Origin of the sequence: Thioalkalivibrio sp., from assembly GCF_041690275.1 — a bacterium.
Classification (GTDB): Bacteria; Pseudomonadota; Gammaproteobacteria; order Ectothiorhodospirales; family Ectothiorhodospiraceae; genus Thioalkalivibrio.
In genome coordinates this window covers 20525-28257 of record NZ_JAWLHP010000042.1, presented here as the reverse complement: position 1 = coordinate 28257, position 7733 = coordinate 20525, and the positions used below count along the sequence as shown (strand labels likewise).

Sequence of the window (7733 nt, the reverse complement as noted above, 5' to 3'; positions counted from 1 at the left end):
TCCAGCCGCGTGATCCGTTCCCGGAGGTCGCATGACTCCGGAAACACGAGGCAACGTGCAACCAGGAGCGGGCCCTAGTGGGCCATGCGGAAAGTTCGGTACCAGATCGCTTCGCCAGAAGCGCCGGCGCTGCGTTGGGCAAGTTTGAAATAGGCCCACTGTTCCTGCACTTGCCCGCCTTGCTCCGGCCCTTCTGGCTGTGCTCCATAGTCACCGAACTTTCCGCATGGCCCACTAGGCGGGGATCGCCAGCGCGAGTCCGCACCCCCCCATGCCGGTCTTCAGGTGGGGGCAATTACACCGTTTGACCGTGGGCCCACGTTTCGGGGTAGTCTGGGATCAAATCCCGAGACAGGCTGCGCCGGGGGCATGAACCGCTCCCCATCCCAATGGCTGTCTATCTGGCGGGCGTCCTCGCCACCATCATCACGATCGTTTACCCGGACCGAATAGTACGGCGCGCGCTGTCCCGGTACACGGAAAACGACAGGCACAGCGAGGTGCCGCGATGACCTGGATGAACTGGCTTCCCTGGCGTTTTGTGATTCGCCACGTGGCCCGCCGGCAGGGCTTTCTCGACCCGGTCGCGCTACTGTCCCGCCTGCACGGCTTCGCACAACCTTCCGAGGTCGGCGTGCCCATCGAGTTGCTGCGCGCGGGCATGGTGTTTCATGCCCGCGGCCTGATCAACAGCCGGGTGATCCAGCACAACCTCGACTGGGTCTGGCCGTACTGGGTGGAGCGTCAGTTCAATCCGAACGATCCGTCCTTCGTTCCGCGCGCCTTCTCGATCACGCACGTGAACCTCACGCATCGGAACTGGACGGCCATCGGCTATCCGGATGTCGACGAGTTGCCGATCGTCGATCCCCGGGGCCTCCTTACCCCACGGCTCGATGGATTCTCGCTGGACGGCTGGCTGATGGCCCGCAATGGCCGTTACCTGCTGCCTTCCCGCGCCGACGACTGCCGACAGTATCAGGAGGTGGCGCCAGAGGTGAGCGTCACGACCGAGACGCGAAGCCCGGGGATGATGCTGACCAGCCGGGCGTGGGTCGAACTCGAGACCGGTTCGCCCACCTGCAAGCTCCGGCTCACCGCACGCAGCGACAGCGACGGCTGGCTTGTCCTGGCCCTCCGTCCCCAGAATCCGGAAGGCGTGAGCTTCATCCACGAGGTCCAGCTGCTGCCGGGCCGCGATGGCTGGCGGGTCGATGATGCCCCCGAACTGCGGTTCAGCCGACCCGCCGAGCGTCACCATGTGTCCGATTACCACCACGGCGACGTCCACATCCACCTCGAGGACCGCGAGGACCAGACACAAGGGCGCTGCGATGTCGGGTTGGCCACCGCCGCGGCCCTGTTCCCGGTCCAGGCCGGGGAACCCGCCGAGGTGACCGTCTCCCTGCCGATTGCCCGGGAGGACGCCGTCCCGTCCGTTCCCGACGCCTGGGATCGCGCCTATCGGGACCGCTGCAGCCTGGACTGCCCCGAGCCGCACTACCAGTTCCTGTACGATGCCGCCGTCACCTCCCTGGTCCTGCACTCGCCCGACGACGTGTATCCGGGGCCGTACACCTACAAGCGGTTCTGGTTCCGGGACGCCGCATTCATCATCCATGCCCTGCTGTGTACCGGCCTCACCGACCGGGCGCAACGCGCGCTCGAGCACTTCCCCGAACGGCAGACGCCGCTCGGCTACTTCCGCTCCCAGGAAGGCGAATGGGATGCCAACGGTGAGGTCTTGTGGATTCTGCGGCGCTACACGGAACTCACCGGGCGCGCGTTACCGCCGCAGTGGCGCAAGCCCCTTCAGCGGGGGGCGCGCTGGATCGTCCGCAAGCGCCTAGACGACACCATCGACGCGCCGCATGCAGGCTTGCTGCCGCCGGGCTTCAGCGCCGAGCACCTTGGACCCAATGATTATTACTTCTGGGACGATTTCTGGGGCATCGGCGGCCTGCGAGCCGCGGCCGCATTATGCGCCGATGGCGATCCTGACCAAGCCCTCGAGTTCGGGCAAGCCGCCGACGCCTTCTCGGCCGCGGTGGACCGGAGCCTGGCCGGTTGCGCCGAGCGACTGCAACGCCCGGCGATGCCGGCGTCCCCGTACCGCAGACTGGACGCCGGTGCGATCGGCTCGCTCGCGCTCGGCTACCCGCTACAACTCGGTGCGGCCCGCGACGAGCGTCTGCTCGATAGCGTCGAATTTCTCCTCGAGCGCTGTTTCGTCAAGGGTGCCTTCTATCAGGACATGATTCACTCCGGACTGAACGCGTATCTCACTCTGCATGTGGCCCAGGTGCTGCTACGGGCGGGAGATCCGCGTTACCTGGCGCTGATGGATACCGTCGCGGCCATTGCCTCGCCGACCGGGCAGTGGCCGGAGGCCATCCATCCGGCGACCGGCGGTGGCTGCATGGGGGATGGACATCATGTCTGGGCCGCGGCGGAGTGGGTCCTGATGCTGCGCAATTGCTTCGTGCGCGAGGAAGGGGACGGGTTGGTGCTGGGAGGCGGCATCCCGGAGCGCTGGCTCGCCCAGGGACAACCGATCCGGTTCGGTCCGGCGCCGACCTCCTTCGGCCCCGTGTCGCTGTGCATCCGGCCGCGTGCCGGCGACACGCCGGTGTTCGAATGGCGCGGCGAATGGCGGGATCGATCGCCGCAACTCGAGATCCAACTCCCCGGTTTCAAGCCTGTCACGACGGAGGGGGACCGCGGCGACGTGCCATTGACCCTCCAGGAACCATCGCGATGAAGATCCTCATCGCCACCAATACCTTTACGCCCCATGTCGGCGGAGTCGCGCGTTCGGTCGAGGCCTTTGCCGGGGAATACCGGCACCGCGGCCATCAGGTGCTGGTGCTGGCGCCGGAGTTCCCCGATATGCCAGCGGACGAGGCCGATGTGATCCGGATCCCGGCCATCCAGAACTTCAACGCCAGTGATTTCTCGGTCGTCCTGCCACTGCATCCGGGCCTGAGTGAACAGGTCGATGCGTTTGGACCGGATCTCGTGCACGCCCAGCACCCGTTCCTGCTCGGATCCACCGCCCTTCGGCTCGCCCGTCGCCGCGATCTACCGCTGGTATTCACCCATCACACGCTCTACGAGCAATACACCCACTACGTTCCGGGCGACTCGCCTGCGCTCAAGCGTTTCGCGATCGAACTCGCCACACAGTACGCGAACCTGTGCAGTCAGGTCTTTGCGCCCAGCGAAAGCATCCGCGACATCATTCGCCAACGCGGCGTGACCGTGCCCATCGACGTCATTCCCACGGGGGTACGTGTGCGGGACTTCGCTGACGGCGACGGGATGCGGTTTCGCAGACGCATGGGTCTACCGGAGGCAGCCGTCGTGATTGGCCACCTGGGCCGCCTGGCACCGGAAAAGAACCTGGCCTTCCTGGCCAGGGCCGTGGCCCGGGTCGCCGGCGAGGATCCCCGCGTCCACTTCCTGGTGGTTGGCACCGGCCCGTCCGAGTCCGTAGTGCGTGCCTGCTTCGAAGACGCCGGGCTGGAAGGACGCCTGCATATTGCCGGGGTATGCGAGGGAGAAGACCTCGCCGATGCGCTGCACGCGATGGACCTGTTCGCTTTCGCCTCGACCAGCGAAACGCAGGGCATGGTGCTGACCGAGGCGATGGCCGCAGGCCTGCCGGTCGTCGGCCTGGACGCACCGGGGGTGCGCGAGGTGGTCTCGGACCGGCGCAACGGGCGTCTGGTGCACGACGAGGACGAGGCTGCCTTCGCTGCGGCGCTGGCCGCAACGGTCGGACTGCCACAGGCGGACCGCCGCGCCTTGTCGCGCGGGGCGCGCGCCACCGCGGTGGAATTCTCGATGGATCGCTCGGCGGAGCGGGCCCTGGCCCGCTATGCCGCGCTCCTCGAGCGCCGGCCGGAGCACAGGGAGGGCGACGAAGGTCCCTGGACCGATTTGATGAAGGCGATCACGACCGAGTGGGATATCCTCAATAGCGTGGCAGGCGCGGGCGATGCGGCGCTCCGCAGCGATGAGCAGGGGCGGCCCGAACGGTGAGCGCGTCACGCAAGACCGGGGGCGGCAACGCGCATGGCCATCAGGTGCGAAGGGTCAATCCAGCAGTTCGCGGCGCTGGGTCATCCGCATCTGGGCCGGCAGCGGAATGTAGCCGGCATCGTCGGGCAGCCGCTGACCGTCAAGGAATCCTTCTACGAGAAACGCTGCCCGTCGCATCGACCCGACTGGATGGCCACCGCCACCCTCGGGCACAAGGATGGCAAGAGCGTGCAATGCTGCTCCATCGTCGACCTGCCGTCGCTCTCAGGATCAAGCAGGAGATCGGCAGCGCCCAGACGCGCACCGCCAATGCCGGAGCCACTTGCACTTCCGCATGGCGGCGACCACCATCAACCGAAATCCCCTGATCACAACACTCATGGAACGGGTCGCGGGACGGAATGGGGGACGCTGCAGTGAGATGGCGTTGGCAACCGCAAAAGGATAGTGACCAATGACTGCTGAAAATGACAACGTAGTGCTCCTGGACGGAGGTATGGGCCAAGAGCTCAGGCGGCGCAGCAGCCGGCCCGCGTCACCGCTATGGTCCGCGCAGGTCATGCTGGATGAACCGCATCTGGTAACGGCCGCACACCGCGACTTCATTGATGCCGGTGCCCGGGTCATCACGATCAACACCTACAGCGCGACACCGCAGCGCCTTGCGCGCGACGGTAATCCCGAGATGCTGGAGCCGCTTCATGCTGCCGCGCTCAACGCCGCCCACAAGGCGCGCGAAGAAAGCGGCCAGGATGTGCGCATCGCGGGCTGTCTTCCCCCGTTGGTCGGAAGCTATCACCCGGAGGTCGTGCCGGATGACGCCACCTGTCTGCGTGACTACCGCCGCATGGTGGAACTTCAGGCAGCAGGGGTGGATCTGTTTCTCTGCGAAACGATGTCGCTCGCCCGGGAGGCCCGTGCAGCAACCATCGCGGCTGCGGAAAGCGGCCTCCCCGTGTGGGTCTCTTTCACGGTGGACGACAGCGATGGCACGCGCCTGCGCTCCGGCGAGACACTGGCAGAGGCGGCCCAGGAGGTCGTGAACGCCGGCGCTGAGCGGGTATTGGTCAATTGCTCGGTACCTGAGGCGGTAACCGCCGGAATGGATGAGCTTGCAAGGGTTGGCATGCCGTTTGGCGGCTACGCCAATGGCTTTACTTCCGTGGCCCCACTGCAACCGGGCGGTACGGTCGATTCGCTGGAGGCGCGCACCGATCTTGACCCCGCCGGTTACGCCGAGCACGCACTTCGGTGGACCAGGCAGGGAGCGACCGTAGTGGGTGGCTGCTGTGAGGTTGGCCCGGCTCACATTGCCGCTCTCGCCGAGAGACTGACCGCACAGGGATACCGTCTCGTGGCTTCCTGAATGCTTTTGGAACAGTGAAGGTCCTGGCTGCTCCTGTCGAAAGAGCTCAGGCCAGCGCCTTCAACGGCGGGTGCAGCCACGCGGGTGCATTCGAGATCACCTTCCGCACGCCGATTGAGGTGCTCAGCCCGATGATCAGCGGAGAGTCCCGCGGTCGTCCTGCGACGTATCTCCGCTGTGCGCACATGACTGCAGGTTTGATCGCCGGCGCTGGTCTCGTGTTTCCATCGGGCTTCAGCTCATTGGGATCCTGGATGGCCCCGACCTGGCTGGGGGGCGGAAGAGACCGGAATCGATCCGAAGCAGCCGGAGAGGAGACCTGCCCGGAAGTCTCCAAACCGCCTCCTTGCTGACGCCCGATCTACGTAATTAAGCGCTGCGAACTTCTGTTGTCCCAAGCCGCTCGCGTTGTGTTGATGAAAAAGCAAGGCATCCACACGCGGACGGATCGTGGCCACGAAACGCGGACACTGAACCTTGCTCTACAGAACCTCCCCATCATCGCAACTCCAGCTTCTCTTCAGCACAATTTCCGCGACAACAAAGGAGGTTCCTGCATGAAGCCACGGATCAGCATGATCACCCTTGGCGTCCGGGATCTGGAGGAGTCGGTTCGCTTCTACGAGCAGGGTCTTGGTCTGCCGAGGATGAATTCACCCCCGGAGGTGGCGTTCTTTACGAGAGGTGGTCGCGGTCTTCTCTACTGCGCAGCCGCCGTGCTGGTTGTGGCCTGCTCGCCATCAGTGGATACGGAGGGCAGGGCCGCCGACTGGCTGGTCGACCTCGGCTCGGTGTATTGCAGTCCCCTTCCCGTGGTCAGTTTTTCGGCAAATCGGGACTGGATGCTTTTCTGGACCCGGTATTTTCATACCGATGCCGACACCGGCAGGCGCTCTCCGATCCTATCGCCGGCACTGCTGGAGGTTGATCGCCGGCGGCTGGTCTTGCCCGCGGGACCGGCCGACCGCGTTGAGGGCCCATCCTTCTCTCCCTCCAGCCTGTGCTGGGATGACGCCGGACAGGGCGTATTCGTGCGCAGCTCCGGCCAGCGAGGTGATGCGGAACGCCCCTGGTATCGGGCCGACATCGGACCCGACTCGGAACTGGTTCCAGTCTCCGCGCCGCCCGAGTCCTGCCGCCGTCCGCCCGAGGTCGAATGGCAATCGCACCGCGAGGCCGTCATCCCCGACGAAGTCCGTGGCGGACTGCAAGTCCTTCGTGACGGTTGCTGCGCGGTCGAACTGCGCCTTGCCGATGGTCGTCCGCTGGTCCGCCACGAGGCCCGCAGTTCGCTGTCCGATCAGGTTTCGGTCGGAAGCTACGCCTGGTCGGATTCCCGAGTGCGGCTGGCCTACACACTGCACGAGGAAACGAGCTGGCGCTTCGCCCGGCCAACCCGCAGCTTTGTCGTGGAGAAGACTGGACAGCCGGATCTGCTGGACGGCCAGGTCTACGCCTTTGCCTGGCGCGGCGACGACGAACTGCTCGCCTGCGCTGCGCGCCCGCGGGCGGAAGGCGGTGGCAGCAGCCTGAAGATGTGGCGCTTCGACGCAGGCAATCGCTGACACGCAATGGTCAACAGAACGACGACGATTTGGAGTCCTGCCAGACTCCGGGGTTTCCAGGGTTCTGGCTGGTTCTACCCCATTGCCCTGATCCTCGTGTTCTCGGCGCTTGCGGGCCTGGTGCCATCCGCCATCCTGCGCGAGGGTCTGCTGGTGGCGTTTCTGGGTGTGGTTACCCTTGCCTCGGGCGCTGTGTCGAGATTTCGAGTCTGGTCACCGCCCAGGAGGTTCGTTCCATGGAACGGGACTGGAACGGGGCCAACATCCTGATTCGGGAACTCGGCCGGGTTTGCCCAGCCATCGGTGGGTTTCGGGTGGAGTTGGCGGGTTACGCGCTGGATGTTCCGCAGGCTGCCGTGACTGCATGGTTCGACGCGCGCGAACGGATCCCTGTGCCCGAGGGTACGGTGCGTCTGTGGGTTTCGGACGACCTGGATGGGCAACCGCCGGCAGCGGAGCCGATGGCGGCGCCTGTCGAGATTTCTTGGCGGGACGGGCAGTGGGAAACGCGAAACAAATCCATTCCGTTCGTCCTGCGACAGGCTCGCCATAACCGGGTTCATCCCATTGCCGGTCGTCGCGAGCCTGTCGGAGGACTCGCTCATCGCGTCCCCAGTCCCTGCCCAAGCTTCCTGCAGCGCATACAGGGAAGGCTGGGCGGCTCGCCTTCTTCCGTGCACTTTTCAGGCTGCCTTGGTATGTGCGAATCGCTACCATTCCGATACAGGAATTGTACAAAGCCCTTCGCTGACGTGATC

The 7733-nt window shown here is 65.4% G+C and carries 5 protein-coding genes; 4 read left to right on the top strand and 1 reads right to left on the bottom strand.

Annotated elements, in window-relative coordinates:
* Positions 1-508 precede the first annotated feature (508 nt).
* Positions 509-2761: a hypothetical protein gene (locus ACESMN_RS09435; protein WP_373053345.1), complete on the top strand. Its 2253-nt coding sequence runs from the start codon at positions 509-511 to the stop codon at positions 2759-2761.
* Positions 2758-4044 carry a glycosyltransferase gene (locus ACESMN_RS09430; RefSeq protein WP_373053344.1) on the top strand — a complete coding sequence of 429 codons (1287 nt, stop codon included), beginning with the start codon at positions 2758-2760 and terminating at the stop codon, positions 4042-4044. The genes ACESMN_RS09435 and ACESMN_RS09430 overlap by 4 nt, the downstream gene beginning before the upstream one ends.
* Before the next feature lie 54 nt (positions 4045-4098).
* Here the strand turns inward: ACESMN_RS09430 and ACESMN_RS09425 are convergent, their stop codons facing one another.
* Positions 4099-4278 (bottom strand): hypothetical protein, encoded by a 180-nt coding sequence (locus ACESMN_RS09425; protein ID WP_373053343.1) that lies wholly within the window; start codon positions 4276-4278, stop codon positions 4099-4101.
* A 220-nt stretch (positions 4279-4498) separates the two neighbouring features.
* Between ACESMN_RS09425 and ACESMN_RS09420 the strand changes: the two genes are divergently transcribed.
* Positions 4499-5410: a homocysteine S-methyltransferase family protein gene (locus ACESMN_RS09420; RefSeq protein WP_373053342.1), complete on the top strand. Its 912-nt coding sequence runs from the start codon at positions 4499-4501 to the stop codon at positions 5408-5410.
* Between the two features lie 557 nt (positions 5411-5967).
* Entirely contained in the window at positions 5968-6975 is a 1008-nt protein-coding gene (locus ACESMN_RS09415; RefSeq protein WP_373053341.1) for a hypothetical protein, read from the top strand.
* The last annotated feature ends 758 nt before the right edge of the window (positions 6976-7733 follow it).

What these genes read in the sequence shown, in the direction of transcription:
- ACESMN_RS09415 (WP_373053341.1), top strand. Translation starts at nt 5,968, where the DNA reads ATGAAGCCACGGATCAGCATGATCACCCTTGGCGTCCGGGATCTGGAG.
- ACESMN_RS09420 (WP_373053342.1), top strand. Translation starts at nt 4,499, where the DNA reads ATGACTGCTGAAAATGACAACGTAGTGCTCCTGGACGGAGGTATGGGC.
- ACESMN_RS09435 (WP_373053345.1), top strand. Translation starts at nt 509, where the DNA reads ATGACCTGGATGAACTGGCTTCCCTGGCGTTTTGTGATTCGCCACGTG.
- ACESMN_RS09430 (WP_373053344.1), top strand. Translation starts at nt 2,758, where the DNA reads ATGAAGATCCTCATCGCCACCAATACCTTTACGCCCCATGTCGGCGGA.